Here is a 25,661-nt window from a genome sequence, read left to right on the forward strand (position 1 = left end):
ATGAAAGCCTTGGTTTTAGCTGATCGACTTGGTAAGGAATTACTACCACTGACTAAAAAAGCTTGCGTGGCATTACTTCCAGTTGCCGGTAAACCGGTGTTGGAATATGCCATTGAAAGTTTAATTAATTCTGGCGTATCTGATATAACTTTTGTTATTTCAGCAGATGCTGAAAATGTGGAAAAGACTTTTGGTGCCGGTGCTCGTTGGGGAGTTCGTTTTAATTATATTCTTAGTAGGGGTGAAGAACATCCTTATGATATAATACAACGTATTAATAATACAGAAGAATATTTAATATTACGCGGTGATATTTTATCTAATGAAATTATTAGTAAAACTTGCAATAAAGACACTCCTAAGTCAGAATTAGATAATTTTTGTTGGATAAAAGAAAAATACATCAATAAGTTAGACTCTTTAAAAAGTTTTCATCAAACTAATTTAGACGTAATTGCAGGCAAATTTGATAAATTAATAGTACCCGGGCGCGAACTTGCATTAGGCTTAAAAATTGGGCGTAAATCGCAAATATCACCCCAAAGTTTGAAACAAGGTATTGCTTTTGTTGGTTCCAATTGTCGAGTACATCCGCAAGCAGAATTATTAGATCAAGTGGTAATTAGTGACAATGTTATTATTGATCGCGCCGCTACTATAGAATCGAGTGTTATTTTACCCAATACATATATTGGAGAATTCGTAGAAATAAAAAACGCGATAGTATGGTCAAATGACTTAATTCGTGTTGATATAGATACGACACTACATATAAGTGATACATTTTTATTAGCCGACTTAGACACTGAAACAATCAGCAAAAGCATTGCTCAGCCTGTAAATCGTTTATTAGGATTATTGTTAATAATTGCATCATTACCATTGTGGTTATTTGCATTACTTGTGTCTAATAAGAAAAATCTGTTAAAGAAAAAGAGATTAGAAGGTAATCGTTTACAATTTGATGATTTTGGCAATCGTAAACGTAGAGTATTTACAGCATGGACATGGAATACACGGATACCAATATTACGTTATTTACCATATTTATGGTCAATTTTGACAGGTGATTTACGACTTGTTGGAGTTGTGCCATTGACACCAAGACAATCTGAACAACGGGTAGAAGATTGGGCAAAAGTTCGAGACGAAGCACCAATAGGCTTAATTGGTCCAAGCCAATTAAATTTACCTACTAATGTACCAATAGAAGAAAAGTTAATGAGTGATGCTTTTTATGCTCGACAACGTAGCACTACTAAAGATATATCTTATTTATGGCAGGGAATTGGTGCGTTGTTTAGTCGAAAGGCATGGGTTCAATAATTACTTTTCTGTCTGCTCAATTGACGAAGAATTAATTTGCCAATGGTGAAATTGACTATTGTAATCGCCTGTAAAATTATCGAATAAATTTAAGAAGATATTTTTAATTTCAAGAGGAGATTCGTTGTTAAAATGATGAAATCAAATATTTGGAATTGCTTTTCTTATGAATCTAATGACCATATGGATATTTATATTGACTGATTTATAATAATTAATCTAGGGTGTATGACGCTGCACTTATACACCCTACAATTTCTATAATTTTATCAAATAGATAATTGCAGCATAAAGCTTTATTAATTTTCTCCAATAGAAGTTAAGACTTGTTTTATCAAATCCATATCAAGATATAAACCTGATATAACCAGTTTTTCAAAGGCTGGTTTAGCAAATTCCAGCAAACCTTCTTTTTTGGCTTTAACTACCAAACCTAAAGAACCTATTAAAGGTAAATTTAAAATTTTTGCACACTTACGTGCCGACAAATCATCTAATATCACACCATATTTAGAATTTTCTACTGCTAATGTGATAACTTCACTTTCGCCATCTCCAAGATTCCAATTAGCAACTAATGGTTCAATGGCTATGGTTTGACGTTCAACTCTTGAATTCTCAGACAATTTGTTTAACAAACTATCAACATCTGTCTTCTGTGATACTTCTTTGACAACGCTTTCTGGAATAATCCAAGTTTCAGCTAAAGGGCTGATGGTAGATAGAAGATCAGCCTTTCCTAACACAATGAGTGGAGACGCATCAAAAACCCATTTATGTCTCATAACCTGCCTCTTCGAGAATTTCCTTGGCATCATATTGAAACGGGGATATATTAAATTGGGTTAAAGCCATAATAAAATCTTCTCGACATAATCCAGCTATTTCAGCCGCTTTTTCTTGAGATACCATTCCTTGTTCATACCATTTTACAGCAGCGGCTATTCGCATACTCATAGCAAATTCTTCTGTGGTTTGTTTTAACACAGAAAATACGCCTATAGGTATCTCTATCTTCACAATTTTATTGGTTTGGAATTTCATTTTTAACTTTCCATTTTATAAGTATTAATATTATGTGAATGTTCATGACTTCAAAATACATTACAAACTGTAATTACCATAACATTTATTTAATTACTACACAACAACCCCTTCAATTCAGGAATACAGGATCCACAATTACCCCCAGCCTGCAATACTTCAGCAATTTGTTGGGTAGTAGTTAAATTCTGTTCCTTAATTTCTTAGTTCCCACATTAAAACAAGAACAAATTATATGGTCTTTTTGTTCTTCTGTTTGTCCAATTAGTAAACCTAAACGATCTGTTGTTGTTAGTTTGTTTCTGGCAAACATCGCTATTAAGTTACTACGTGTTTAATAAGAAAAATCTGTTAAAGAAACATAAATTAGAAGGTAATCGTTTACAATTTGATGAATGGCAGGGAATTGGTGCCTTGTTTAGTCGAAAGGCATGGGTTCAATAATCTCACTCCAGACAACACAAAAATTACGTAGGTTGGGCGCCCAACAACTTCACAATTCCTCCTTAGATCTTACAAACTCTATATAAACAATGGAACAAATAATGGTCTATTGTTTGCCCATCAAAGTTACTGTATAATTTTATATATTTTATTTTATGACTATCAAATCTCTTTTAAAGCAACGTATCCTTATCCTTGATGGTGCTATGGGCACTATGATTCAGAGGCATAAATTAGAAGAAGATGATTATCGAGGTGAACGCTTTAAAGATTGGGCTTGTGATTTAAAAGGTAATAATGATTTATTGGCTATCACTCAGCCGCAGATTATCAAGGAAATCTACACTCAATATTTAGAAGCTGGTGCTGATATCATTGAAACTAATACTTTTAATGGTACTCGCATTGCGATGGCTGATTATCAGATGGAGGATTTGGTTTATGAAATGAATTTTGTTGCAACCAAATTAGCACGTCAAGCAGCCGATGAAATGACAGCTAAAACGCCAGATTTTCCACGTTTTGTTGCCGGTGTGCTTGGCCCTACTAATCGTACATGTTCTATTTCTCCAGATGTCAATGACCCAAGCTTTCGTAATGTTACCTTTGATGATTTAGTAGCAACTTATTATGAAGCCACTCAAGCTTTAGTCGATGGTGGTGCTGATTTGTTGTTGATTGAAACTATTTTTGATACTTTAAATGCTAAGGCTGCTATTTTTGCCGTACAAAAATATTTTGATGATCATCAAATGTCTTTGCCGATTATGATTTCCGGTACCATTACTGATGCATCTGGTAGAACCTTATCCGGGCAAACTACTGAAGCTTTTTGGAACTCCTTACGTCATGCCCAGCCACTGTCAATCGGTCTAAATTGCGCTTTAGGGGCAAAAGAATTACGCCAGTATGTAGAAGAATTATCTCGAATTTCAGAAACTTATGTATCAGCACATCCTAATGCCGGCTTACCTAATGAATTTGGCGGCTATGATGAAACTCCTGAAGATATGGCAATCGACATTGGAGAATGGGCGCAAAGTGGTTTTTTAAATATTATTGGAGGTTGTTGTGGTACAACCCCAGATCATATTCGCGCTATCAAAGCAGCAGTCGAAAAATTTCCTCCCCGCCAATTGCCAGATATTCCAATTGCATGTCGCCTTTCCGGCTTAGAACCTTGTACCATTACAAAAGATTCTTTATTTCTCAATATTGGCGAACGCGCTAATGTCACCGGTTCAGCTCGTTTTAAACGATTGATTAAAGAAGAAAATTATGAAACCGCCCTAGACGTTGCACGTGAACAAGTCGAAACTGGTGCCCAAGTCATTGATGTCAATATGGATGAAGGCTTGCTGGATTCTAAAGCAGTGATGGTTAAATTTTTGAATCTGGTTGCAACCGAGCCTGATATTGCTAAAGTGCCGCTGATGGTTGACTCTTCCAAATGGGAAATTTTAGAAGCCGGCTTAAAATGCGTTCAAGGTAAATCAATTGTTAATTCAATCAGCCTCAAAGAAGGTGAAGAAAACTTTATAAAGCAAGCTACACTGGTAAGACGTTATGGTGCCGCTGTTATTATTATGGCGTTTGATGAAGATGGGCAAGCTGATACTAGAGCGCGTAAATTTGAAATTTGTAAGCGTTCTTATCAGATTTGGGTAGAAAAACTAGGCTTTCCGCCTGAAGATATTATTTTTGACCCTAATATATTTGCAGTTGCTACCGGAATTGATGAGCATAATAATTATGCAGTTGATTTTATTGAAGCCATTCGTGATATAAAACAACATTTACCCCACGCGCTTATTTCAGGTGGAGTTTCTAATGTTTCATTTTCATTTCGCGGTAATAATCAACTACGTGAAGCAATTCATTCAGTTTTTTTGTATTATGCCATTGATGCTGGCATGGATATGGGAATTGTCAACGCAGGGCAATTGGCGATTTATGAAGATTTACCAGCAGAACTGCGTGATCGGGTTGAAGATGTTATTTTAAATCGTCGTGATGATGCAACTGAATTACTTTTAGACATTGCAAATAAATATAAAGCTGGGGCTAGCACACAAGACGATAGTAAAGCTCTTGAATGGCGCGAGGCTCCAGTCAGCAAACGGCTTGAACATGCTTTAGTAAAAGGTATTACTCAATATATTGAAGAAGATACGGAAGAAGCTAGGCAACAGGCTGAACGCCCTTTACATGTCATTGAAGGTGCATTGATGAATGGCATGAATGTGGTTGGAGATTTATTTGGTGCAGGAAAAATGTTTTTGCCTCAAGTAGTTAAATCAGCCCGTGTTATGAAAAAGGCGGTAGCATACTTAATGCCCTATATTGAAGCTGAAAAGGGTGGAACAATTGAGAACAATGGCAAAATTTTGTTAGCAACCGTTAAGGGTGATGTTCATGACATTGGAAAAAATATCGTTGGAGTGGTTTTGCAATGCAATAATTTTGAGATTATTGATATTGGCGTGATGGTTCCGGCTGAAACTATTTTGAAAACTGCTAAAGAACAAAATTGTGATATTATTGGCTTATCAGGGCTAATCACCCCATCATTAGACGAAATGGTGCATGTTGCCACAGAAATGGAACGCCAAGGTTTTAAAGTGCCATTGCTTATAGGTGGTGCAACTACTTCCAAAGTACATACAGCAGTGAAAATTGCTCAGAATTATAGTAATCCGGTTGTTTATGTGCAAGATGCTTCTCGTGCGGTGGGTGTGGCACAAAGTTTACTTTCCACTGAATTAAAGACCAATTTTGCACAGAATGTAAGTAAAGAATATGCAACAATACGTGAAGAACGCGCGAAGAAGCTGCTAAATAAAAAGAAATTTTCACTGCAACAAGCAAGAGCGAATAAATTCACCTTCAACTGGGAAGATTATACACCAGCTAAACCAACTTTTTTAGGCATAAAAGTATTTGAAGATTATTCACTAGAAGAATTGCGTAACCGTATTGATTGGACACAATTCTTTAGAACTTGGGAATTAGCAGGGCGTTTTCCTCAAATTCTGGATGATGAAATAGTCGGAACAGAAGCGCGTAGTCTTTATGAAGATGCACTAACAATGTTAGATCAAATTATCAAACAAAAATGGTTAAAAGCTCGCGCAGTAATTGGTTTTTTTCCAGCCAAGATGGTGAATGATGATGATATTCAACTCTATACAGATGATAATCGTACTGAAGTCAAAACCGTGCTACATCATCTGCGTCAACAAATGCCTAAAACCAAACAAAATCCTAACTTATGTTTAGCTGATTTTATTAGTCCAAAAGAGGATTATATAGGAGCATTTGCGGTAACAGCCGGCATTGGTATAGACGAACACGTCTCCCGTTTTGAACAAGATTATGATGATTATAATAGCATACTAATCAAAGCATTAGCTGATCGTTTAGCCGAAGCCTTTGCTGAACGTATGCATGAACGGGTACGTAAAGAATTTTGGGCTTATTCCGTGGATGAAAATTTTAGTAACGAAGAATTAATCAAAGAAAACTATGATGGAATTCGTCCAGCCCCCGGCTATCCTGCTTGCCCAGAACATACAGAAAAAACCACACTGTGGCAACTACTTGAACCAGATAAAAATGCGGGTATTACAATGACAGATAGTTTTGCCATGTTACCAACAGCGGCAGTATCTGGTTGGTACATTGCACATCCAAAAGCGCGATATTTTGGTGTTGGTAAAGTGTATAAAGATCAAGTTGAAGATTATGCAAAACGTAAGGGAATGACAATTGAAGAGGCAGAACGGTGGTTGGCTCCTAATTTGGGGTATGATGTGAGTAGAGTGAAATAAATTGACCTGACAGGTTTTAAAAACCTGTCAGGTCTTTAGGTTAAAAATGAATTGCCAATCGACTACGTAACACAAAGGTACTACTATCATCTTTTGAAGCATAGCTAGACCCATTCATGCCATTAAATTGATTATAGTCTCCATCATCACCATTAAATCCATAATAGATACCTTCAAATCCAATAGAAATATTCTTTGTAATCTTTGTCTCTATACCAGCACCAACTGCAAAGCCAGTTAAATTTTCCTTATTAAAAACGCTAATAGAGCGGCCTCCAATACCTCCAGCTCCACCAAGACCATCACCACCATTATTGACGCTATTACTGCCATTTTCACCATCACCACCATCACCAGCAAAAATAACATTTGCTCCATCTAGGCGTGTAAACGCCACACCGCCAGTTAGGTAAAAGAGATTAGCACGATTGCTCCAGCCAAAACGAGCTCGTAAACTGCTCAAATAATCACGATCATGACTCCCAAAACTAGTATCCGCTTCAATTCCATAAATCAAGTTATCAATTTGCCAATTATAACCCGCTTGTATCCCACCTAAAAGTCCAATATCCTCTGATTCTAAAAATCCTGTCGTAACAGCTCCACCGCCACCATCGCCTCCATCACCAGCACCATTTAGAGGATCTATAGCAACACCATTGCTACCGTTTCCACCATTTTCGCCATTTGCCAATCGAACTGCATTAATTGTATCATCAGAGAGACTAAAGAGTACGCCAGCATGTCCACCAACATATGGACCAGACCAATTGCCACCATTGGATGCAAAGCGAATAGCTTGATCACCTAAATCAAAAGAAACACGAGCTCGCAGCAAAAAAAACTCATCATCAAAGTTTGAATTTACCAACTCATCATCAAACTTATAGTATAAACCTTCTAGCCCAAGGATTGTCTGTGAACTAAGCTGATATTCCGCACCAATTCCTGCAACAAAACCAAACTCAGATTCTCCTTCTCGATACAAGACACTATTACCTACACTAGCGCCACCGCTTCCACCATTACCAGCAATAAGGCCATTACCCCCATTACCCCCATTACCACCATTACCACCAATTAACACCGCACTCTTATCACCATCAACTGAGAGAAAAGCGGCACCAACAGTCCCATAAATAAGACTTCGATTCATTCCGAAACCAATGCGACCACGCACAGAACCTAGAACATTGTCAATTGACCCATAAGCATCAAGATCACCCTCAATACCTGTAATGACATTTTGAAACTGCCAATTATAACCAAGATGAAAACCAGCTACCAAATCGCTAATATCACTAGTTTCAATATTATTATCAGCTTCAGAAACCCCAATATTTCCGCCAAAATACAACTCAGCACTGGCTAACTGCATTAGCCCAAACAATAAAAAAGTTGTTATAACAAAATAATTTTTCATGACCCTATATCACTTTTATTCAACATATATTAATAATATAGCAATATTTAAGCCATGTAAATTATTATCTATTAATAAGCATTACCACCTTTTCCACCTTTTCCACCCGAACCTCCATAAATTCCAGCCCCGCCGTGTCCACCGCTTCCACCACCGGGACCGCTTCCTGCTATGCCTCCTTGACCTCCTATACCACCATAGTAGCTTGCACCATGCCTACCATGACTTTTTTTAGCTCTTTTCAGAAATATCCTAGGTGATTTTGAAAATCTTTTACAGTGTAAAGGGTGGTAGTAGTTTTGCATATTATCATCATAAGACATATAATCTCTCCATTTTCTTTTAGCTGAACCCCTTACTAATCCTAGGCAATACCAATATAAATGATTATCATATTCACGTTGCCTTGACATAGAATGATGATTATAATATCCACCACCATAACCGCCTTTACCACCCGGTAGTCCCGGAAGGCTACCACCATCACCTCCGCTGCCACCATACTGCCTTTTAGGTATCTCGTCCGCTCCTACACATCCCATTAAACCAATTGCCATAAAAATAAAAAATTTTTTCATAAGATTGATCTCTTTTAACAAAAAAAATTAGAATAGAAGTTGATTTTTTTATATATTTAATAATACGCACCACCTCCATTACCACCATCACCACCTTTTAAACCATGACTGCCACCGCCGCCGCCGCCACCGCCGCCACCGACACCTCCATATGGAGCATGACCACCATCTCCACCGTGGCCACCCCTACCGCCATAGATTCCATCACCACCACGACCGCCACGACCGCCACGACTACCATAGCCATAACCATCACCACCACGACCGCCACGACCACCCTGACCGCCATAAGCACCATCACCGCCAGCACCACCTTGTCCTCCTGTGCTACCGCCCCACCATGCAAAAGCAGAAGGAGTCAAAAAAACACCCATACTGACAATATATGCCATCATAATAGATTTTCTATTTATTTTCATCATAATTCTCCTAGATAAAAAAAAACCAATTCCACAATAAATAAATGGAATTGGTTTTGTTACCACATTTTTAATAATGTAAATTATTAATTTGCAGAACCACCCTGACCACCGTGTCCACCACGACCGCCAAAGGTTCCGGCACCACCATGTCCACCATGACCGCCATAGCTACCATAACCGCTGGCAGAACCGCCACCACCGCCACCGCCACCGGCACCGCCAAAGGATCCGGCACCACCGTGTCCACCATGACCGCCATAACTACCATAACCGCTGGCAGAACCGCCACCACCGCCACCGCCACCATGTCCACTGTATACTCCGTGGCCACCGTGGCCACCGTAGCCACCAGAACCACCCCAAGCACCAGCACCGCCTGCGCCACCTTGTCCTCCTGTGCTGTAAGCATACGACAAAACAGGGGCGGTTAAAAAAACACCTATACTGACAATAGATGCCATCATAATAGACTTTCTACTTATTTTCATCATTTTTCCTAACTAAAAAAAACCAAAAATCCACAATCAACCGACATAAAAGTAATTCATGCCTTATCGAAATATAAGCAATTTATATACCATGTTTTTATATTTGAATTGCTGTTAAAATATACTGCTGTAAAAAATAAATAATAATGGCTTTTAATGAATTATGATATGTTTGAACTTATTTTAGGCGGAGCGCGTTCTGGCAAAAGTCGTTTTGCTGAACAGCTAGCTCTGGAAAGCGGGTTAGAAGTCATTTATATCGCCACTGCAACAGTCGGTGATTCAGAAATGGCAACACGTATCGCACATCATCAACAAAATCGCCCTACACATTGGCAAACCATTGAAACTCCTGTTGATTTAGCCAAAACTTTACAAACTTATGCACATCCACAAACTTGCTTGTTGGTTGATTGTTTGACATTGTGGTTAAATAACTGTTTGTTTGATCAAACCGTTTGTTGGCAAACACAAAAGCAACTGTTATTGGAACAGATTGCTAAATTGCCCGGGCGACAAATTTTAGTTAGCAATGAAGTTGGGCAAGGTATTGTGCCATTGGGTGCCATCTCACGGCAATTTGTCGATGAAAGTGGTTATTTGCATCAAAATTTGGCAAGCTTGGCTGATCGCGTGTTTTTCGTTATTGCCGGTTTGCCACAGCTTTTAAAAGGAAATTTATGAAGGCTTTACAAGAAAAAATTGACAATAAAACCAAACCTTTGGGTGCATTAGGTGAATTAGAAACATTAGCCTTGCAAATTGGCAACATTCAAAATAGCCTCAATCCTAAATTATCCAATCCAACTATTTTAGTTTTTGCCGGTGATCATGGCGTTGAAGGTGTCAGTGCTTTTCCTTCGGAAGTAACCGCACAGATGGTACTTAATTTTTTACAAGGAGGGGCTGCGATTAATGTTTTTTGTCAAAAACATGATATTGCTATTAAAATTATTGACGCTGGTGTAAATTACGACTTTCAGTCTCAAGCTCAATTAATTGATGCTAAAATTGCTAAGGGAACTAAAAATTATTTGCACGATTCGGCAATGACTATGGCTGAATTAGATCTCTGTTTTGACAAATCATCAGAGATTATCGAAACCGTTTATCAAGGCGGTTGTAATATTATCGGTTTCGGAGAAATGGGTATTGCTAATACCTCATCTGCTAGCTTAATCATGAACCAATTATCTGGAATTCCTTTAGAAAAATGCGTAGGCAGAGGTACCGGATTGAATGATGAACAATTTAACCGTAAATTAAAAATACTCACACAAGCCCAAAATAACCATCCAAATTTGACTCAGCCCAAACAAATTTTAGCCACTTTTGGCGGATTTGAAATTGCACAAATCTGTGGAGCAATGTTAGCCGCTTATCAAAAAAATATGCTGTTGATGATTGATGGATTTATTGCATCAGCCGCTTTCTTAGTCGCACAACATATTGAACCAAAAATTCAGCAAAATGCTATTTTTTGTCATTTATCTGATGAATCAGGGCATAAATTACTCTTGGATTATTTAAACGCCAAACCCTTGTTACAACTAGGAATGCGTTTAGGTGAAGGCACCGGTTGCGCAGTCGCCTATCCGATAATTAACTCCGCAGTCACTTTTCTTAATCAGATGGCGAGCTTTGACAGTGCTGGTGTAAGCAACAAATGCTAAAAACTGAAATTCAGCATTTTGTTGCCGCTTTGATGTTTTATACCAGAATTCCTTGCCCTAATTCGATTGAGCCTAGTAATAAATCACTTAAATATTTTCCATTGATAGGTTGGATAATTGGCGGGATTGGCGTAGCAACTTTGTTGATATTTCATAGCATCTTACCTTTATCAGTCAGTATCTTATTATCTATGGCAGCGACTATTTATGCCACTGGTGCTTTTCATGAAGACGGATTTACTGATACTTGTGATGCTTTTGGTGGTGGTTGGACAAAACCACAAATTCTCAGCATTATGAAAGACAGCCGTATTGGTGCCTATGGCACGGTGGGGATTATTGTTTTATTGAGTTTGAAATGGATAACCTTGTATGAAATTGGTTTATATTCAGTGCCGATTTTATTAATTAGTTATCTCAATGCTCATATATCCAGCCGATTTATGGCATCCTTGATGGTTCAAAGTCACCAATATGTCCAAGATATTAATAAAAGTAAATCATCCAAAGCCGCCATTCAATTAAGTTTAGGCGAAATGTGGTACAGTAGCATTTTTGTGCTATTGGGTGGATTGTTTTTTTATTCATATCCTTTATTATTGCTTGCCTTTCCAATTGCTTATATGACTAAACTTTATTTAGGCTATTATTTTAATAAACGCATTGGCGGTTATACCGGCGATTGTTTAGGCGCAATCCAACAAGTAACTGAAATTATGTTTTATCTTGGAATATTGGCATTATGCAAGTTCATTTAATTCGTCATACTTTTGGCGGTTTTGAAATAACCAAGTTGCCTATCCGATAATTAACTCCGCTGTCAGCTTTATTAATCAGATGGCGAACTTTGACAGTGCAGGCGTGAGCAACAAATGCTAAAAACTTAAGGAATACAACAAATGTTACAGACATTTAAAGCAAATTTAAAAGGTAATCAATTAGAATGGTTGGATGATCAACCAATATCTATGTTTGATAAACCTAGATCAGTTTATGTAGTTTTGCTTGAAGAACAATCTGAACCAGCAAAAGATTCTCAATCTAATGAAACTACTCTGGCAGCATTGAAAGAAATTGAAACAGGTGGTGGAAAAGTGTTTGAAAATGTTGAAGAACTATTTAAGGATTTAGATGATTAATGAAACATATTCGACGTTCCACTCAATTTAAAAAAGACTATAAGCGTGCTAAAAAAGCAGGTAAAAATTTAGCTGAATTACAAAAAGTAATTTATCAATTAGCTGTTAGTAAACCGCTTGATCCATCTTATAGTGATCATGCCTTGCTTGGAAATTACCGTGGTTGTAGAGAATGTCATCTGGAACCTGATTGGTTGTTGATTTACAAAACTACAGAAACAGAATTAGCTTTAGTACGAACTGGCTCACACTCTGAATTATTTTAATTATAATGGAAGCACTTAAAGAACAATTAAATAATCAACCATTTATCTTTAACAAAGATTATAAATCTACAAATAGTATTGTTTCTATACAGTTTAAAGTAATCAAAAATGAAACATATAATGTTTCTAAAGCTTTAAAAAAAGAATTAAATAATTCTGCAAATATCTTCAGATCACAGTGGAATAACATAAAATCTTACAGTTGCAATTAAATGTAAATTTATTGTTGCTAATAAATTAAGCAAAATGCTATTTTTTGTCATTTATCTGATGAATCAGGGCATAAATTACTGTTGGATTATTTCTATAGTGAATTTTTATTGCGTAAACTAGCGTTTTGAGTTATGTTATTCCAGTTATACAATAAATGCCATTTAATAAACAGAGTAATAAGTTATGTCTAATTTAGCTACCATCCTCAAGAAAAAACAACAAGTCTTGCTAAAATATAGTCAAGAATCACGTTCTGAAGTAATTGATTGGAATAATAAAGTTATACAACTTTATAAACAAATTAAAACATGGCTAAAACCACTTGAAACTCAAAAGTTATTATCATTTGAAGAATCTTCTGAGGCAAAATATGAAATGCCATTGATGGGAACTAAGCCTATTTTAAAGATTAAATTATTTAATGGTCAAGTAATTAAGTTTGAACCAATTTTAAATATTGTGGGTGCTTATGGCAGAATTGATATGAAATTTGGCTTAGATAAAGTAATGATTGTTTTAAAAGAAAAGAAAAGTAATTGGTTATTTGCCGAAGGATATAATCGTGAATAACCAATCACTTATGATTTTAATCAACAAAATTTTGAACAACTTATGACTGATTTTGTTGAAAGCTTTTAATGAAAATTAAACTAGGTGATTCAATTAGAAAAGACTTTACTTGTGAGTCAATTGTTAATGATTTTTTATTGTTAGAGAAAATAGTTAAAGATTCAGATGATGAAAATTTCTGCACATTTTTTTTGACTCAGCAGGAAATTTTACAAGAAAAAGAAGCTGATATAAGAGATTGGTATGCACATGGTCGATATTTTAAACTATCATCACCGATATATATACCAGAGCCTAAAGAAATAAAAACCATCTATGATGAATTTGATGCCAATATTTTTTGCCGTAAAAAATAGATATTGTATTTAGGCTATTAAAGTAACTGAAATTATGTTTTATCTTGGAATATTGGCATTATGCAAGTTCATTTAATTCGTCATACCACCCCTGATATTGCAACAGGCATTTGCTATGGACAAACTGATATAGCACTTGCAAACTCATTTGAGACTGAAAAGAACTTAATAATTAAACAATTAGACTCAAAATATGATGCTGTATTCAGCAGTCCATTATCACGTTGCACCCTATTGGCTCAACAGATTCCTACTCAAGATTATCAAACAGACACAGGTTTATTAGAAATGGACTTTGGTGCTTGGGAATTACAAAATTGGAATGATATTGCCCCAGAACAATTAAATACATGGACAAATGACTTTGTTAATATTAAGGTAGAAGGAGGTGAAAGTTTTATTCAAATGTATCAACGGGTTGTTACATTTATTGAACAACTATTAACTCATTGTTATGAAAAAGTCGCGATTGTCACTCATGCTGGTGTTATTCGTATATTTTGGGCGTGGATATTAGAGATTCCGTTGCAGAATGTGTTTCGACTTGATGTGGCTTATGGAAATGTTTATAGGCTCAAATTAAATTTACAGAAAGACTATTGTTCTGTTGGTTTAAAACACCTCTTTTGAACATGATTTAATTTTAATCCTGTAATCATGTTCAAAACAGTTTAGCTCAGCTTTAGAATTAATCTTCTGATGCTAACTGTGTAATACTATCAACTTTGAAGATTTGAGAAATAGGCATAAACTTTAAAGTTGCACTTAATATATCAGTACCTATCATCACATTTTGATTGGCAATCAATACTACAACCGGTACATCTATAAAAGGAATCTTTAGAGTTTTATCAATTTCTCGGTAAACTGCATGACATTTTAAATCTGGCTTTACATTTTTTAATAATTTCAGATTATCAACGCTTAGTCTATCAGGCGAATCTTTAAATTTAAATAAAGCATAGAATGCAACAAACTTTCCAGTTGGCTCTTCAGTAACTAAGTCATAGAGCGGTGCATCAATAATCGGAACTGTTACTGTTTTTTCCTCGAAAGAATAAAACGCATGTTTCACATCTTCACATTCACTATTGGAATTTTCAGGAGTAGGTAAAGTGACTTTTTCTTCGCCCCATGTGCCTGTACCCCATGTCATTTAACCCCAATTTTCAGCGAAAACAGAGATGGAAAATAACAAACATATAATTGAAATGATGTATCTCATAAGATATTACTTAGTGCAAACAACGCAACTTAATTCCCTATCTTGTACATATGGTGGACATGGTAAAGCACCACATTGAGCTTCTGTGGGATACCATAAATTACCATTCTGACTAGAAGGACTTGAGTTTACCACCTTTTCAGCTTCAATATCCACACATACAGCTTCATGTGATGAAGCTTGGGTGTAATGTGTTCCCATTAAATAGCCTTCATATTCTTTATTCCAACTAGTAGGACAATTTCTAGTACCGGGAATCATTAATGAGATAGTAGCTGGTTTTAGACAAACAGCACAAGGAGCTTCAAAATTATGTAGAGCTTTGAGGCTGTTTATACCATAACTGCTGGTCTCGTATTCTGTACCATACAACAAAGCTCCATTTTGATTTCCATCACTCACATCTCCGTTAGCAAAAGTAGGTTTATCAGTTAAGCAAAGCTGGGATGAAATTCCACCTTTATGGTTATGAGCTCCTGAAGCAACATATCCTTTATAAATTAAGCTCGCATCAGTCGGACAAGAGGTTCTACCCCAACGAATATAAGACACATTTCCAGCTCCAGAATTTGCTGGTGGTTGTGCTGTTTTTAGCTGCTCAACTTCATCAGCTAATATTTTGAAGTTCTGATTAACATCATTGGCATTAGCAGGAGTATTGTTTTTAAAACAATTCATACCTTTATCTGCAAAGCCTTCACAATTTTCAGCTTGTGCAGAAACACTTAAAAAAGTGCTGGATAATAAAACGATTAGTGTTTTCTTCATTAAATTTACCTTAAAAAAAATATCATGAGTATAATACTATAATTTACAAATTATGTCAAATGGAAGAAATCTTGGTAATCCTTTAATCCTTTAATCACGTTCAAAACAAATATTATCAACATCAAGATGCTCATCAATAACATCAGCCAAGCGTTCCAAATCAGCTTCACGTTTGGCATGATAATCTGGTGTTGTTGGATCTTCCAACCCTGCCCAAGCTAATAAAACATCACACGCGCTGACTGATTCAAATAATCCATGTAAATAAGTTCCCCAAATTTGATTATCTGTAGAACGCGCCCCATCTGTATAATCATCAAATTGTATTAAAGGTTGATTCAATCCCTTTCCCTTAGTAACGCCGGCATGAATTTCATAGCCGCTAACAACTGTATTATCTAAATAACCAGATACATTACGTAAAGTTTTTTCTGGTGCTAAGCTGGTTTCTATCTCCAATAATCCTAAACCTGCAATGCCTTCCTGCCCTTCCAAACCCAAAGGATCATCAATCCTATGTCCTAGCATTTGAAAACCTCCACAAATACCTAATACTCGTCCGCCATAACGCAAATGTCGCAAAATAGCCGATTCCCAACCTGCTTGACGCAAGGCGGTCAAATCTGCACAAACCGACTTTGAGCCGGGGAGAATAATAAGATCAGCAGATGGAGGAATTTCTTCTAACCCAATAAATTGTAGATTGACTTGTGGATGTAGGCGTAATGGATCAAAATCAGTATGGTTGCTGATTCTAGGCAAAACTGGCACCACAACTTCTAAAGTATCTACTGTTTTATCAACTTGTTGAGTAGTAACTGCATCTTCAGCTTCTAAATGTAAACCATGTAAATAAGGCAATACTCCGAATACCGGTTTACCAGTTTCTTTTTCTAGCCAATCTAGCCCTGATTGTAATAAGGCAATATCACCACGAAAACGATTAATAACAAAACCAATAATGCGTTGTTGTTCACTGCTTGACAGTAATGCCATTGTGCCAATTATATGAGCAAATACGCCACCTCGATCAATATCAGCCACTAAAATAACCGGACAATCTACTGCTTCAGCAAATCCCATATTAGCAATATCATTTTCACGCAAATTAATTTCCGCTGGACTGCCAGCACCTTCAACCAAAATAGTCGTATAGCTTTGGCTTAAACGCGCATAAGATTCTAGCACTGCCTTTTTTGCCACTGATTTATAATCATGATAACTACAAGCATCCATAGTATCTATGGCATAACCTTGAATAATAACTTGTGAGCCGGTATCCGAATTAGGTTTAAGCAAGACAGGATTCATATCATGACTGGATGCAATACCAGCGGCTTGAGCTTGTACAGCCTGTGCGCGACCAATTTCACCACCATCAGCGGCGACAGCACTATTTAATGCCATATTTTGGGGTTTAAAAGGCGCAACTGGTATTCCACGCCGTGCAAAGGAGCGACATAAGCCGGCAACTAAAGTGCTTTTACCAGCGTCTGAGGTTGTGCCTTGAATCATTAATGTGTTGGTTTGCATGTATATGTTAGCCCCTACATAACTTATTCATATGCTCTGTGAGTATTGCAATTTGCCCATGCAATCTTCTTAGTTCGCCTAAATTGTCTAGTGATTTTTCAAATTCTGAACCATCGCTATATGTAACTTGATACAGATAACTCTCTATTGGTAAAATCATGTTAAAATTTGGTGACTTTAGAAACTTTGTTGCAGCAGCTACAGATTCAAATGCAATGGGCATTGAATCATGTCTTAAAATTAGCCTGATTTCTTGAGGTAATGCGCTAAGTGTTGCACGTACTCTATCAACATAGGATTCTATTGTTGCTTGACTTGCCAATTCAATAAGTGCCTTTTTAACCGCTTTCTTTTTTGAGACTGTAAAATGCTTATTGAATTTTTCTACAATCTTGGCTTTATCATCTTCTGAAAGTTTATCTGGATAGTCCATTATTAAACCGCAAGAAGAAAAGGCTTTTACTATCTTCTCCTTTGGCACATAGAATAAGTCAATTTCTCTACTTCTCACTAAATCTCTTGCAGGCTTTGTAAAATCTCCCGCTGAAACTATACCTAAAAACCTTGCAGTTGGGTATGTTTCTCGCATTGGCATTAGTTTGCCACTATCATCCCTAGCTTTATCTTTTGAGTGGCGTGCGCCTCGCCGCCAAAAACACTCAATAAACGCAACCGGGATTCCTAATTTATCATCAGATCCACCAATTTCTAATACATAATCATAATCAACAGAATTACCATCCAAATCATCCCATAATATTTTTCCTTCCCTTACATTTCTATTTATAAATCGTGAATCAACAAACAGATTGAGACTTTTTCCAACCCCTTGAAGTAGAGGTAGAACAAAATATTCTTCATACCAGTCACCAATCAACTGACCAAGTTTATGTCCTGAAGATGCGTTTTTATTTACCATACTTTATCCTTCTATCCACAATTTGCCTTCATGTAAAGGTACTCTGTGCTTTCTGTTTTTCCATTTTATATTTCGGTCTCGTATTTTTTCAAAGCTATATGATTTAAACCCTGCTGACAGTGCTAGTTCTCCAAGCCATTTATCTACTGCCAAATACACGCCATAAGGTGCAGAATCACCAATCACAAAACACATTGTTCCACCTTTCTTACATAGTGGGCGAAGCGCGTAAAAAACATTAGCTAAATCAGTGAAATATGCCGCAGCCATAGTGTGATAAGTTTTTTTTCCACCTTTAGTTAATCTAATTTTTTCTAATTCTTTGCACGATTCTGTGATTTCATCTTTTATAGGAAGTAAAACTTCATTCTGCAATAGGTCGTCTAATTGAAGTTTCTCTTTAGCTGAATGCTGTGAACATGATCTTAACAAATATTGACGAACTGCTGAATGAATATCTCCCCAAGTTTGTATTTCACCCCAAAAAGTCATTTCTAATCGCGTTGCATCAGCATAGTCATAGTTATTTGGGTAAGGTGGAGATGTTATAATTAAATCAAATAATTCTATTGCCTTATATTTTGGATCACGAGCATCAATATTTATAATTTCTGAATTTGACATCCAATTGTTATGCTTGGCATAAGTAATATCTTCGATCATATGTTCCATTTTTAATGGAAATGCTTCAAATGGGTCAAGAACCTTAGATTTTTTCTGATTAGGAAGGACATATTGCCATTGAGCTGTTCCAGCAGTGCTACATGCACGTATGATGCTTGTAATTCCTAGCCAAATAATTTCAGTTTCTGGATTGCCATTATCAAATTCTGATAGATAAATATTCTTTAATGAGTCTAGCTTGCTTAATGATTCACTAGTAAAACACTTTTTTAATAGGGGGACATCAAATCTTTTGGATTCAACTATTTCTTCGCTTGCTTTGTTTAAAACCTCCCTGTAAATATCCTTTAATTGCTTTATATCTACATTCCATCCAAGCTTAGCTTTAGCTACTCTGTAAATAAATGGATGCGGATCAAAACCAACAGCCTTTATTTTGACTGATTCAGCCGCCAACATTGTTGTACCTGATCCTGCAAAAGGATCTAAAACATTGATGGCTGTATTTTTACTTTTGTAAGCTAATATTTCTTGTTTAACCCATTCTGCGGAAAATCCAGCCGAGTAACGAAACCACCTATGTATAGGCAATTTCATATTGTCGGTAAATGTTCCAGAACGTGAATGTATTTTCTTAATAGAGGTATGGCTTTTATCTATTTCTGGAAAAAGCGATTGCTGCATCATAAATGAGCTAAACATTATATCCTCCAGCTCCTGCCATTTGTTGAGTTAGTCATGTGTATTTGTATTACTTAGGTTTCTGCTGCGGCAAAACCGACTCTTGCACCAGCTAATCCAAAAAAAAGTCCCAATGAACGTAGGATAATTATCCATTTTATCATAAACTGACAGTAATAGACAATATTTTTGTAAACTTTGCCAACTCATTAACTAAGTCACTCATGCTGGTGTTATTCGTATATTTTGGGCGTGGAAAATACTCGTCCGCCATAACTCTACTGCTTCAGCAAGACAGGATTCATATCATGACTGAATGGAATACCAGCGGCGGCGACAGCACTATTTAATGCCATATTTTGGGGTTTAAAAGGCGCGACATAAGCAGGTGTTTGTCACCATAAAACTGGGTTGCGTTTTATCACCACCTTAAATTGGTTAGCTTCACGATCATCAGTGAATTCTACTGCGTTGTAAGATTCAAGCACTCTGGGAATGCCAGTTCCCAATCCACGGTAGGGTAGAATATGAGTCGCGTGACTAGCCAACACTGGATTTCGCATATTGGATAATCCGCAACGAACTTGTTCTATCGTTAAATGGTTGGGTAAATGCCCGGGACTAATCAATTCAATACGATCACGAAAAATAAAAAGTCTGATCGGTGCTGATATAAAATAGTCTCGGTGAATCAAAGCATTAACCAATAATTCCTCAATCACTACCAGTGGTATTTCAGGTTTACCTAAAGAATTGACACCTTGGTCATTTTGGACATGGTGCAAATTACGTCGCACAAATGCAAAGCTATCTTTATAAACTTGCAACAAATTGCCCTCAATGTCTTCATTATCAATATATTGAGAAACATCTACATTATCACCGGGAAAAACAATCGCCTTAATGACAAATACTGGTTTGAATCGTTGTGGCATTTTCCCAAATAGTAATAACCCTGCTAAAGTCAGTTGCTCTGATTTGAGTAGCCCCAAATTTTGCAACAAGCGAGGGGTAATTTCTTCTACTACTTCGTGATAGCGGTTTTTGTAATAGTCTTGAAAAGACCAAAGTTCTAAATCAGTTTGGCTAGTTTCCTGTACTGGCACACTATCAGCATGAATTAAGCCAGCGGCTTGAAACAGGCGTTGCATCTCTTCTCGTGAGGTGACACGACGTTTGTCCGCACCGCTCTTGACCCACATCACGCCTGATTTATCCAGATAGGGTTTATTCAAACCATCAGGGACAAAAATAATGATAAGCAAGCCTTTATCTGTTTGAATATTTTCTGTCAAGGGGGATATTGGTGGTTTGATAAAATCAGAAGCAACATTGGAAATCAATTGATTTAAGCGTCGAATGTCTTTTGAACTTAAACCCGTTATTTCTCCATTATCATTGACCCCGATAATAATTTTCCCCCCTGCTGCATTAGCCATTGCAACCATTTCAGCGGCAAGAGAATCTGCATTGGTGATATTTTGTTTGAACTGATATTGACTATCCTCACCTCTGGCCAATATTTGTTGTAATTCAATTAATGTCATTTATGAATCTCCTGTTGTTTGTTTAGTTGACACAATGTTCTATCTAATCTATCCCATTGATGTTTTGGCAGACCAAAACGCAGGCTGTGTTTAAATAAACGAACTAAAATTCCTTGACGCGCTAAACTATCTTGTATGATTTCAGCCTCTGAAGTACGCACCCATTGAAATAAGGCAGTTCCACCATCAGGTTTCAATCCATGTTGAGACAATAAATTATATAAACGCAAACTAGCTTGTTTCAGTTGGATGCGAGTTTGTTGTTGCCATTTTTGATCTTGTAATGCTTGTTTAGCAATCTCGCGTGATGGACCAGTCAGTGTCCAAGGTCCTAAATATTCACCTAATAAATCTAATATTTTCATTTCTGCTGCGGCAAAACCGACTCTTGCGCCAGCTAATCCAAAGAATTTACCTAATGAACGTAAAATAATTAATCCGGGCAATGGACTATAAGGCATTAAACTGTTATTGGGTGTTACATCCATAAAAGCTTCATCCACAATTAACCATCCGCCTTTACGACTCAATTGTTGTTGCCACTTTAACAAAGTTTCTATTGAATAACATTGCCCAGTCGGATTATTAGGATTGATAACAATTAATACATCTAATTGTTTCACATCAAGATTAGTCTGAATTTCATGTCCAGCCTGCTGCCAAGCATGGGCATGTTCGGCATAGCCAATATCAGGTACACCAACTCTACATGGGCTACGTAAGCTTGGTAAAGCTTGAATAATGGCTTGGGAACCAGCAGCAGGTAATAAATGTGATGTTGCATAATAGGCTTGTGCTGCTTGTTCTAAACCATCATTTATTTCTGGTAATCTTGCCCAAGCGGTTGCTGAAAGCTCAGGTACTGACCATCCATTTGGATTAATGCCAGTTGATAAGTCTAGCCAATTCTCTAATGGAATTGCATAATGTGTTGCAGCGGCGTTTAGTTGTCCACCATGTTCAAGCAATTATCCATTCCCCTAACACAATAATAACCAACCACAACCCCAAAGCGCGATGGATTAATCTAACAGCGCGTCCAATATCATTTGCAATTGGTGGATTGCCGGTTCCCAAAATAGGGCGATTTTTTATTTGTCCATGATAATGGGCTGATTCTCCTAAAGTAACTTGCAATGCTCCGGCTCCGGCTGCCATCACTGGTCCAGCATTTGGACTGTACCAACTGGATGCTTGTTTATACCAACTTTGTATTGCAGTGGCAAAATTACCTACACAAGCATAACTCAATGCGGTTAATCGGGCGGGTATCAGGTTCAAAACATCGTCTAGTCGTGCTGCTGCCCAGCCAAACTGCTGAAAACGCTGATTGCGATAGCCCCATAAAGCATCTAAGGTATTAATTAGGCGATATAAGACTAATCCCGGTAATCCGGCTAATAAGTACCAGAAAATGGCAGCAAAAATTGCATCGCTGCCATTTTCTAATACAGATTCTATTGTTGCACGTGTTATGCCTTGGGCATCTAAATTCTTAGTATCACGGCTGACAATCTTACTAACTTGTTGTCGCGCTGCATCTAAATCATTTAGGTTGGATTGTACTGCCCACGCATGTTCAGATAAACTACGTGGGGCAATGGCAATATACAATAATACTACTGCGATAATCCAAATTTCAGACAATAACCATGCAAAGAATACAAACGGCGATACTGCCAATATTACTGCTAATATTCCTTGCCATCGCTTACCAGTATTTAAGCCTTGTTCTAGCCAAGAAGCCCAATTTCCAAAACCTACTAATGGATGAAAACGACGCGGTTCTCCCAGTACTGCATCTAGTATAACTGCCAAAATACAAATCAAAGTTCAATACCCTTTTGAGCTTTAATTCCAGCTTTAAAAGCATGTTTAATTACATTCATTTCAGTCACAGTATCGGCAACATCAATCAAGGCTTTGTGTGCAGCTCTCCCAGTAATAACTACATGTTGATGTGGTGGACGTTTGGCAAGAGTTTCCAATACTTTTTCCATTTTTAAATACTTGTATTTTAATACAATATTAAGTTCATCCAATAATACCAAAGTAATATCCGGATCGCTTAATAAAGCCTCTGCTTGTGTCCACGCAGCTTCTGCGGCAGCAATATCTTTATCTTTATCTTGGGTTTCCCAAGTAAAACCAGTTCCCATTACATGATATTCTACTTCTTCAGGAAAGCGACGAAAAAAAGCTTCTTCACCAGTACTAAAACTGCCTTTGATAAATTGCACCACACCAACTTTAAAATCATGCCCCAAAGAACGGGCAACCATCCCAAAGCCAGAACTTGATTTGCCTTTACCATTACCAGTAAGAACTAAAATAATACCACGATCTTCAGTGGCACGCGCAACGGCAGCATCAACCACCTCTTTATGCCGTTGCATACGCTTTTTATGGCGTTGTTTTTCTTCATTCATAAATATTTAATCATCAGTTTTAATATTTTGGAGTAAAATATAATATTAATTATATCTTACCATTGGTGCCACTTGCAAACCATGTGCTTGCTAAATTGCCTATGGTTTTAAAGTCGCCGTTAGGGATTTTTAAGTCATCTGCGATGTCTTCTAAACCTACTTTTGGTAATATTTATGGATCATCTTCTTGTTGTTGACGCGCTTGTAAAGCCGCTGCTTGTTCAATGACTTGGGATTTTTGTTCCTTAGTCATTTTGGCTTTTATGGCTGCTAATTTTGCTGTTTCGTCAGCAATTTCTTTAGCGGCTAACTCGGCATCTGGTGCCATTACTACCCGAGCTCTATGTGGATTATCTAATAATAATCCTTGTATTAAATCTGGAATAAAACGCGGATTTTGGCAATCTTCTCGTAATCTAGTTAGTGCAAAATCTAAATCTAAAAATTCTACTGGATCACCGCCATGTATCATCGGAGATAAGGCATTGACTATTAAGCGTAAACCATAAGGAAAACAATTTTTGGCAACATCTTGTAATACTTAATTTGCATTCATAACCTCATTAATGTCAGTGCTATCACCTAATAGCCATGCTACAACTATATGAGTTTGATTATTTTCTTGTTCATAACGCTGCTCTTTTGGAATTTGTAAATTTAAATCTAGTGCTTGAAATTCTTTTAAGGCGCATTCTTCAAACCAATATTGATGTTCAGCGGCAGCACGATCACCATAAGTCATAAATATAGCATTAGAAGGATGATAATGATTTGCATGAAATTGCTGCAATTGAGCATGAGTTAAATCAGGAATATCAGTAGGCTCACCACCACTATTAGCTTAGTGAGACATTTAATTTTCTATTTAATCAGATATTAATGTAATATAGTTACAAACTTTGTGAATTCCAAGCTAACATTAAAAACCCAACACAAAATTATTATGACTATTAAACTTCAAGAAGTAAAAATTGGCAAAATTACCTCAGACAAACCAATAGTAAACAACATAATCTATCATCATTTCTAACTCAGGTTGCTTTAGGTGCAACCCATCAGTCACAGCGTAATGGATTAGCCTTGTTAAGCGTACATACATCAAAAGGCTTAGAGTTTGAAGTGGTGTGTATTATGGGTATGTGTGAAAGAACTTTTCCCGATTATCACTCGTTCAAAACGTCTGGTATATTTAAGCTATCCCCGTCAAAAATATATGCCTTGGGGTGAAATAAAACCACAACAAGCTTCGCGTTATTTTCAAAAGATGGGGCTTGAGATTATTAGCATTGCTCAAAACGAGGATTACAATGCCTGACATCATTGACAACCAAACCCAAACACTCACCGATCAATTTAACGCCAAATCAAAGTAGTTGATTTATTATTATTTTTTTGTAGGGTGCAGTTCATCATGCTATAGACGCACTCCGAACGCGCAATAGCGTCATGCACTTTTTAGGATTGTGACAAATCTATGCTTGTTTGGTGTATGACACTATCGCTTATACACCCTACGAGCTGATCACCTTATATCCATTTTATACCAAAAGATGCTTGAATTAATTTTTTTAGACTTAGGATATTTACCTTATGTCCGGAATGTCTATTCTCTGTTTGTTTTTTTATTTTCCCTATAATAAAACCTAATCTTTCACCTTCATGCTGTAATAAATCTGTGATTTGTCCCATATAATTAGCATGATCACTAACTTGATCATTTATTTCCATTTCCTTGAAATCCCAACAAATAATTGTATGATTAATCATTAATAAATGATTAAATTCTTCCTCTTTATCAAAAGAATATCTATATTCTAAAGAAATTAAATTACTTGGTTCAAGGTCTTTTTCCTCCTTGTCAACTCCTATTGAATCTATACCTCTTCCACTAAAGGTTAAGGGTCTTTTCCAAAGATAATATAAGGGATTATCAGAAGGTATAACATGTGATAAAAGTGTATATAAAGCTCCAATAAAATGTTCTTCTCCTGCTATAGGTTCAACAAAATTTTTTTCAGATAGAACTTCAATATTTTTGATATAAAAACGAGGCATTTTACTTAGTTTTTCTTTTCTGGACTTATCATGTTTTATAGCTTGATTTTCATTATTTGATGACTTATCATTGTTTAATCGTTGTAATAGTTCTTTAAAAGTATGATT

At 36.7% G+C, this 25,661-nt stretch carries 30 protein-coding genes and 1 pseudogene; 11 read left to right on the forward strand and 20 right to left on the reverse strand.

Features of this window, described 5'->3' with window-relative positions; all coding sequences use genetic code 11:
* Positions 1-1,326 carry a sugar transferase gene (locus tag BHU68_RS06940; protein ID WP_069470944.1) on the forward strand — a complete coding sequence of 442 codons (1,326 nt, stop codon included), beginning with the start codon at positions 1-3 and terminating at the stop codon, positions 1,324-1,326.
* A gap of 299 nt (positions 1,327-1,625) precedes the next feature.
* Here the strand turns inward: BHU68_RS06940 and BHU68_RS06945 are convergent, their stop codons facing one another.
* The 4 genes from BHU68_RS06945 to BHU68_RS18020 all read right to left on the reverse strand — a co-directional run bounded on the left by BHU68_RS06945 (position 1,626) and on the right by BHU68_RS18020 (position 2,683).
* Positions 1,626-2,111 (reverse strand): DUF3368 domain-containing protein, encoded by a 486-nt coding sequence (locus BHU68_RS06945; RefSeq protein WP_069470945.1) that lies wholly within the window; start codon positions 2,109-2,111, stop codon positions 1,626-1,628.
* Positions 2,101-2,370: a UPF0175 family protein gene (locus BHU68_RS06950; protein ID WP_069470946.1), complete on the reverse strand. Its 270-nt coding sequence runs from the start codon at positions 2,368-2,370 to the stop codon at positions 2,101-2,103. Before BHU68_RS06950 ends, BHU68_RS06945 begins: the two co-directional genes overlap by 11 nt.
* Before the next feature lie 89 nt (positions 2,371-2,459).
* Positions 2,460-2,525, reverse strand: coding sequence for a hypothetical protein (locus BHU68_RS18155; RefSeq protein ID WP_253181007.1), 66 nt, complete (start codon positions 2,523-2,525; stop codon positions 2,460-2,462).
* Positions 2,526-2,551: 26 nt separating this feature from the next.
* A complete protein-coding gene (locus BHU68_RS18020) occupies positions 2,552-2,683 on the reverse strand; it encodes a hypothetical protein (protein WP_256366166.1) in 132 nt (43 codons plus the stop codon).
* Between the two features lie 286 nt (positions 2,684-2,969).
* On the opposite strand from BHU68_RS18020, the gene metH reads away from it, so the two are divergent.
* Entirely contained in the window at positions 2,970-6,644 is a 3,675-nt protein-coding gene (gene metH, locus BHU68_RS06955; RefSeq protein WP_069470947.1) for a methionine synthase, read from the forward strand.
* 40 nt (positions 6,645-6,684) lie between these two features.
* Here metH and BHU68_RS06960 read toward each other — a convergent pair whose 3' ends face one another.
* The 4 genes from BHU68_RS06960 to BHU68_RS17225 all read right to left on the reverse strand — a co-directional run bounded on the left by BHU68_RS06960 (position 6,685) and on the right by BHU68_RS17225 (position 9,558).
* On the reverse strand, positions 6,685-8,067 hold the full coding sequence (locus tag BHU68_RS06960) for an outer membrane protein (RefSeq protein ID WP_069470948.1): 1,383 nt from the start codon (positions 8,065-8,067) through the stop codon (positions 6,685-6,687).
* A 71-nt stretch (positions 8,068-8,138) separates the two neighbouring features.
* Positions 8,139-8,645 (reverse strand): hypothetical protein, encoded by a 507-nt coding sequence (locus BHU68_RS17590; RefSeq protein WP_069470949.1) that lies wholly within the window; start codon positions 8,643-8,645, stop codon positions 8,139-8,141.
* Positions 8,646-8,701: 56 nt separating this feature from the next.
* Positions 8,702-9,064: a hypothetical protein gene (locus tag BHU68_RS18025; RefSeq protein ID WP_069470950.1), complete on the reverse strand. Its 363-nt coding sequence runs from the start codon at positions 9,062-9,064 to the stop codon at positions 8,702-8,704.
* An 86-nt stretch (positions 9,065-9,150) separates the two neighbouring features.
* A complete protein-coding gene (locus BHU68_RS17225) occupies positions 9,151-9,558 on the reverse strand; it encodes a PE family protein (protein ID WP_171900752.1) in 408 nt (135 codons plus the stop codon).
* 165 nt (positions 9,559-9,723) lie between these two features.
* On the opposite strand from BHU68_RS17225, the gene cobU reads away from it, so the two are divergent.
* From cobU to cobC, 8 genes are all read left to right on the forward strand, one after another.
* Entirely contained in the window at positions 9,724-10,239 is a 516-nt protein-coding gene (gene cobU / locus BHU68_RS06980; RefSeq protein WP_069470982.1) for a bifunctional adenosylcobinamide kinase/adenosylcobinamide-phosphate guanylyltransferase, read from the forward strand.
* Positions 10,236-11,228 carry a nicotinate-nucleotide--dimethylbenzimidazole phosphoribosyltransferase gene (cobT, locus tag BHU68_RS06985; protein WP_069470952.1) on the forward strand — a complete coding sequence of 331 codons (993 nt, stop codon included), beginning with the start codon at positions 10,236-10,238 and terminating at the stop codon, positions 11,226-11,228. Before cobU ends, cobT begins: the two co-directional genes overlap by 4 nt.
* Positions 11,222-11,986 carry an adenosylcobinamide-GDP ribazoletransferase gene (cobS, locus tag BHU68_RS06990; RefSeq protein WP_069470953.1) on the forward strand — a complete coding sequence of 255 codons (765 nt, stop codon included), beginning with the start codon at positions 11,222-11,224 and terminating at the stop codon, positions 11,984-11,986. Before cobT ends, cobS begins: the two co-directional genes overlap by 7 nt.
* A 141-nt stretch (positions 11,987-12,127) precedes the next feature.
* Positions 12,128-12,367 (forward strand): hypothetical protein, encoded by a 240-nt coding sequence (locus BHU68_RS06995; protein ID WP_069470954.1) that lies wholly within the window; start codon positions 12,128-12,130, stop codon positions 12,365-12,367.
* On the forward strand, positions 12,367-12,633 hold the full coding sequence (locus BHU68_RS07000) for a type II toxin-antitoxin system RelE/ParE family toxin (RefSeq protein ID WP_069470955.1): 267 nt from the start codon (positions 12,367-12,369) through the stop codon (positions 12,631-12,633). Before BHU68_RS06995 ends, BHU68_RS07000 begins: the two co-directional genes overlap by 1 nt.
* A gap of 396 nt (positions 12,634-13,029) precedes the next feature.
* A complete protein-coding gene (locus BHU68_RS07010; RefSeq protein WP_069470957.1) occupies positions 13,030-13,416 on the forward strand; it encodes a hypothetical protein in 387 nt (128 codons plus the stop codon).
* A 68-nt stretch (positions 13,417-13,484) separates the two neighbouring features.
* Positions 13,485-13,772, forward strand: coding sequence for a hypothetical protein (locus tag BHU68_RS07015; protein ID WP_069470958.1), 288 nt, complete (start codon positions 13,485-13,487; stop codon positions 13,770-13,772).
* 60 nt (positions 13,773-13,832) lie between these two features.
* A complete protein-coding gene (gene cobC / locus BHU68_RS07020; RefSeq protein WP_069470959.1) occupies positions 13,833-14,402 on the forward strand; it encodes an alpha-ribazole phosphatase in 570 nt (189 codons plus the stop codon).
* A gap of 58 nt (positions 14,403-14,460) precedes the next feature.
* On the opposite strand, the gene BHU68_RS07025 is transcribed toward cobC, so the two are convergent.
* From BHU68_RS07025 to BHU68_RS07075, 11 genes are all read right to left on the reverse strand, one after another.
* Positions 14,461-14,928, reverse strand: coding sequence for a hypothetical protein (locus tag BHU68_RS07025; RefSeq protein ID WP_069470960.1), 468 nt, complete (start codon positions 14,926-14,928; stop codon positions 14,461-14,463).
* 75 nt (positions 14,929-15,003) lie between these two features.
* Positions 15,004-15,765 (reverse strand): hypothetical protein, encoded by a 762-nt coding sequence (locus tag BHU68_RS07030; protein ID WP_069470961.1) that lies wholly within the window; start codon positions 15,763-15,765, stop codon positions 15,004-15,006.
* Between the two features lie 90 nt (positions 15,766-15,855).
* Positions 15,856-17,298, reverse strand: a complete 1,443-nt coding sequence (locus tag BHU68_RS07035; RefSeq protein WP_069470962.1) for a cobyric acid synthase — start codon at positions 17,296-17,298, stop codon at positions 15,856-15,858.
* 7 nt (positions 17,299-17,305) lie between these two features.
* The gene (locus tag BHU68_RS07040) at positions 17,306-18,217 is read right to left on the reverse strand and encodes a hypothetical protein (RefSeq protein ID WP_069470963.1); all 912 of its coding nucleotides are present in this window, start codon (positions 18,215-18,217) and stop codon (positions 17,306-17,308) included.
* A gap of 3 nt (positions 18,218-18,220) precedes the next feature.
* Positions 18,221-19,543, reverse strand: coding sequence for a DNA methyltransferase (locus BHU68_RS07045; protein ID WP_216092878.1), 1,323 nt, complete (start codon positions 19,541-19,543; stop codon positions 18,221-18,223).
* Positions 19,544-19,917: 374 nt separating this feature from the next.
* Positions 19,918-21,069: an RNA-binding domain-containing protein gene (locus BHU68_RS07050; protein WP_069470964.1), complete on the reverse strand. Its 1,152-nt coding sequence runs from the start codon at positions 21,067-21,069 to the stop codon at positions 19,918-19,920.
* A complete protein-coding gene (gene cobD / locus BHU68_RS07055; protein WP_069470965.1) occupies positions 21,066-22,037 on the reverse strand; it encodes a threonine-phosphate decarboxylase CobD in 972 nt (323 codons plus the stop codon). The genes BHU68_RS07050 and cobD overlap by 4 nt, the downstream gene beginning before the upstream one ends.
* On the reverse strand, positions 22,030-22,887 hold the full coding sequence (cbiB, locus tag BHU68_RS07060; protein WP_253181145.1) for an adenosylcobinamide-phosphate synthase CbiB: 858 nt from the start codon (positions 22,885-22,887) through the stop codon (positions 22,030-22,032). The genes cobD and cbiB overlap by 8 nt, the downstream gene beginning before the upstream one ends.
* An 8-nt stretch (positions 22,888-22,895) precedes the next feature.
* Complete coding sequence (gene cobO, locus BHU68_RS07065; protein WP_069470967.1) at positions 22,896-23,498, reverse strand: cob(I)yrinic acid a,c-diamide adenosyltransferase; 603 nt, start codon at positions 23,496-23,498, stop codon at positions 22,896-22,898.
* 172 nt (positions 23,499-23,670) lie between these two features.
* Positions 23,671-23,970 (reverse strand): hypothetical protein, encoded by a 300-nt coding sequence (locus BHU68_RS07070; protein WP_069470968.1) that lies wholly within the window; start codon positions 23,968-23,970, stop codon positions 23,671-23,673.
* A 69-nt stretch (positions 23,971-24,039) separates the two neighbouring features.
* Positions 24,040-24,312: an insulinase family protein gene (locus BHU68_RS07075; protein WP_141699482.1), complete on the reverse strand. Its 273-nt coding sequence runs from the start codon at positions 24,310-24,312 to the stop codon at positions 24,040-24,042.
* Positions 24,313-24,545: 233 nt separating this feature from the next.
* On the opposite strand from BHU68_RS07075, the pseudogene BHU68_RS18315 reads away from it, so the two are divergent.
* Positions 24,546-24,725 (forward strand): annotated as a pseudogene (locus BHU68_RS18315) (3'-5' exonuclease); the annotation flags it as partial.
* Positions 24,726-25,025: 300 nt separating this feature from the next.
* On the opposite strand, the gene BHU68_RS07080 reads toward BHU68_RS18315, so the two are convergent.
* Positions 25,026-25,553, reverse strand: a complete 528-nt coding sequence (locus tag BHU68_RS07080; RefSeq protein WP_069470970.1) for a hypothetical protein — start codon at positions 25,551-25,553, stop codon at positions 25,026-25,028.
* Between the last annotated feature and the right edge of the window lie 108 nt (positions 25,554-25,661).

Origin of the sequence: Candidatus Marithrix sp. Canyon 246, assembly GCF_001723685.1 — a bacterium.
Taxonomy (GTDB): domain Bacteria; phylum Pseudomonadota; class Gammaproteobacteria; order Beggiatoales; family Beggiatoaceae; genus Marithrix.

Bases quoted from the DNA above. Each gene is read 5' to 3' on its own strand.
- BHU68_RS07015 (WP_069470958.1), top strand. From the start codon at position 13,485: ATGAAAATTAAACTAGGTGATTCAATTAGAAAAGACTTTACTTGTGAG.
- BHU68_RS06960 (WP_069470948.1), bottom strand. From the start codon at position 8,067: ATGAAAAATTATTTTGTTATAACAACTTTTTTATTGTTTGGGCTAATG.
- BHU68_RS06945 (WP_069470945.1), bottom strand. From the start codon at position 2,111: ATGAGACATAAATGGGTTTTTGATGCGTCTCCACTCATTGTGTTAGGA.
- BHU68_RS17590 (WP_069470949.1), bottom strand. From the start codon at position 8,645: ATGAAAAAATTTTTTATTTTTATGGCAATTGGTTTAATGGGATGTGTA.
- BHU68_RS06950 (WP_069470946.1), bottom strand. From the start codon at position 2,370: ATGAAATTCCAAACCAATAAAATTGTGAAGATAGAGATACCTATAGGC.
- BHU68_RS07000 (WP_069470955.1), top strand. From the start codon at position 12,367: ATGAAACATATTCGACGTTCCACTCAATTTAAAAAAGACTATAAGCGT.
- cobU (WP_069470982.1), top strand. From the start codon at position 9,724: ATGTTTGAACTTATTTTAGGCGGAGCGCGTTCTGGCAAAAGTCGTTTT.
- BHU68_RS06995 (WP_069470954.1), top strand. From the start codon at position 12,128: ATGTTACAGACATTTAAAGCAAATTTAAAAGGTAATCAATTAGAATGG.
- BHU68_RS07050 (WP_069470964.1), bottom strand. From the start codon at position 21,069: ATGACATTAATTGAATTACAACAAATATTGGCCAGAGGTGAGGATAGT.
- BHU68_RS07070 (WP_069470968.1), bottom strand. From the start codon at position 23,970: ATGATACATGGCGGTGATCCAGTAGAATTTTTAGATTTAGATTTTGCA.
- BHU68_RS07080 (WP_069470970.1), bottom strand. From the start codon at position 25,553: ATGCCTCGTTTTTATATCAAAAATATTGAAGTTCTATCTGAAAAAAAT.
- BHU68_RS07030 (WP_069470961.1), bottom strand. From the start codon at position 15,765: ATGAAGAAAACACTAATCGTTTTATTATCCAGCACTTTTTTAAGTGTT.
- BHU68_RS07035 (WP_069470962.1), bottom strand. From the start codon at position 17,298: ATGCAAACCAACACATTAATGATTCAAGGCACAACCTCAGACGCTGGT.
- BHU68_RS18025 (WP_069470950.1), bottom strand. From the start codon at position 9,064: ATGAAAATAAATAGAAAATCTATTATGATGGCATATATTGTCAGTATG.
- BHU68_RS07025 (WP_069470960.1), bottom strand. From the start codon at position 14,928: ATGACATGGGGTACAGGCACATGGGGCGAAGAAAAAGTCACTTTACCT.
- BHU68_RS07040 (WP_069470963.1), bottom strand. From the start codon at position 18,217: ATGGTAAATAAAAACGCATCTTCAGGACATAAACTTGGTCAGTTGATT.
- BHU68_RS17225 (WP_171900752.1), bottom strand. From the start codon at position 9,558: ATGATGAAAATAAGTAGAAAGTCTATTATGATGGCATCTATTGTCAGT.
- cobT (WP_069470952.1), top strand. From the start codon at position 10,236: ATGAAGGCTTTACAAGAAAAAATTGACAATAAAACCAAACCTTTGGGT.
- cobO (WP_069470967.1), bottom strand. From the start codon at position 23,498: ATGAATGAAGAAAAACAACGCCATAAAAAGCGTATGCAACGGCATAAA.
- BHU68_RS06940 (WP_069470944.1), top strand. From the start codon at position 1: ATGAAAGCCTTGGTTTTAGCTGATCGACTTGGTAAGGAATTACTACCA.
- BHU68_RS07045 (WP_216092878.1), bottom strand. From the start codon at position 19,543: ATGTTTAGCTCATTTATGATGCAGCAATCGCTTTTTCCAGAAATAGAT.
- BHU68_RS18020 (WP_256366166.1), bottom strand. From the start codon at position 2,683: ATGTTTGCCAGAAACAAACTAACAACAACAGATCGTTTAGGTTTACTA.
- BHU68_RS07010 (WP_069470957.1), top strand. From the start codon at position 13,030: ATGTCTAATTTAGCTACCATCCTCAAGAAAAAACAACAAGTCTTGCTA.
- metH (WP_069470947.1), top strand. From the start codon at position 2,970: ATGACTATCAAATCTCTTTTAAAGCAACGTATCCTTATCCTTGATGGT.
- cobC (WP_069470959.1), top strand. From the start codon at position 13,833: ATGCAAGTTCATTTAATTCGTCATACCACCCCTGATATTGCAACAGGC.
- cobS (WP_069470953.1), top strand. From the start codon at position 11,222: ATGCTAAAAACTGAAATTCAGCATTTTGTTGCCGCTTTGATGTTTTAT.